Below are 277 nucleotides of genomic sequence, written 5' to 3' on the forward strand. Positions count from 1 at the left end.
ATGACGCGCAGCAGCTTGGCCTGAAGGCCCATCGGCATTTCCGAGATTTCATCAAGCAGCAAGGTGCCGCCATCCGCCGCACGGATCAGGCCCTTGTTCTGTGCCGCAGCGCCGGTGAAGGCACCTTTTTCATGACCGAACAGGATGGCCTCAAGCATGTTTTCCGGGATGGCTGCACAGTTGATGGCGACAAACGGTTTTTCCTTGCGGGTCGAGCGTTCGTGGATCAGCCGCGAGAGAACTTCTTTACCGCTGCCGGTGGGACCGTTGATAAACA

Annotated in this window: 1 protein-coding gene; it reads right to left on the bottom strand. The window is 57.8% G+C overall.

Annotated features, from left to right (window positions below; genetic code table 11):
- A partial coding sequence (locus GJQ66_RS12545) for a sigma 54-interacting transcriptional regulator (protein ID WP_196215897.1) occupies nucleotides 1-277 on the bottom strand: 277 nt, incomplete at both ends.

It is taken from the genome of Microbacterium sp. ZXX196, from assembly GCF_009709595.1.
Lineage (GTDB): Bacteria > Actinomycetota > Actinomycetes > Actinomycetales > Microbacteriaceae > Microbacterium > Microbacterium excoecariae.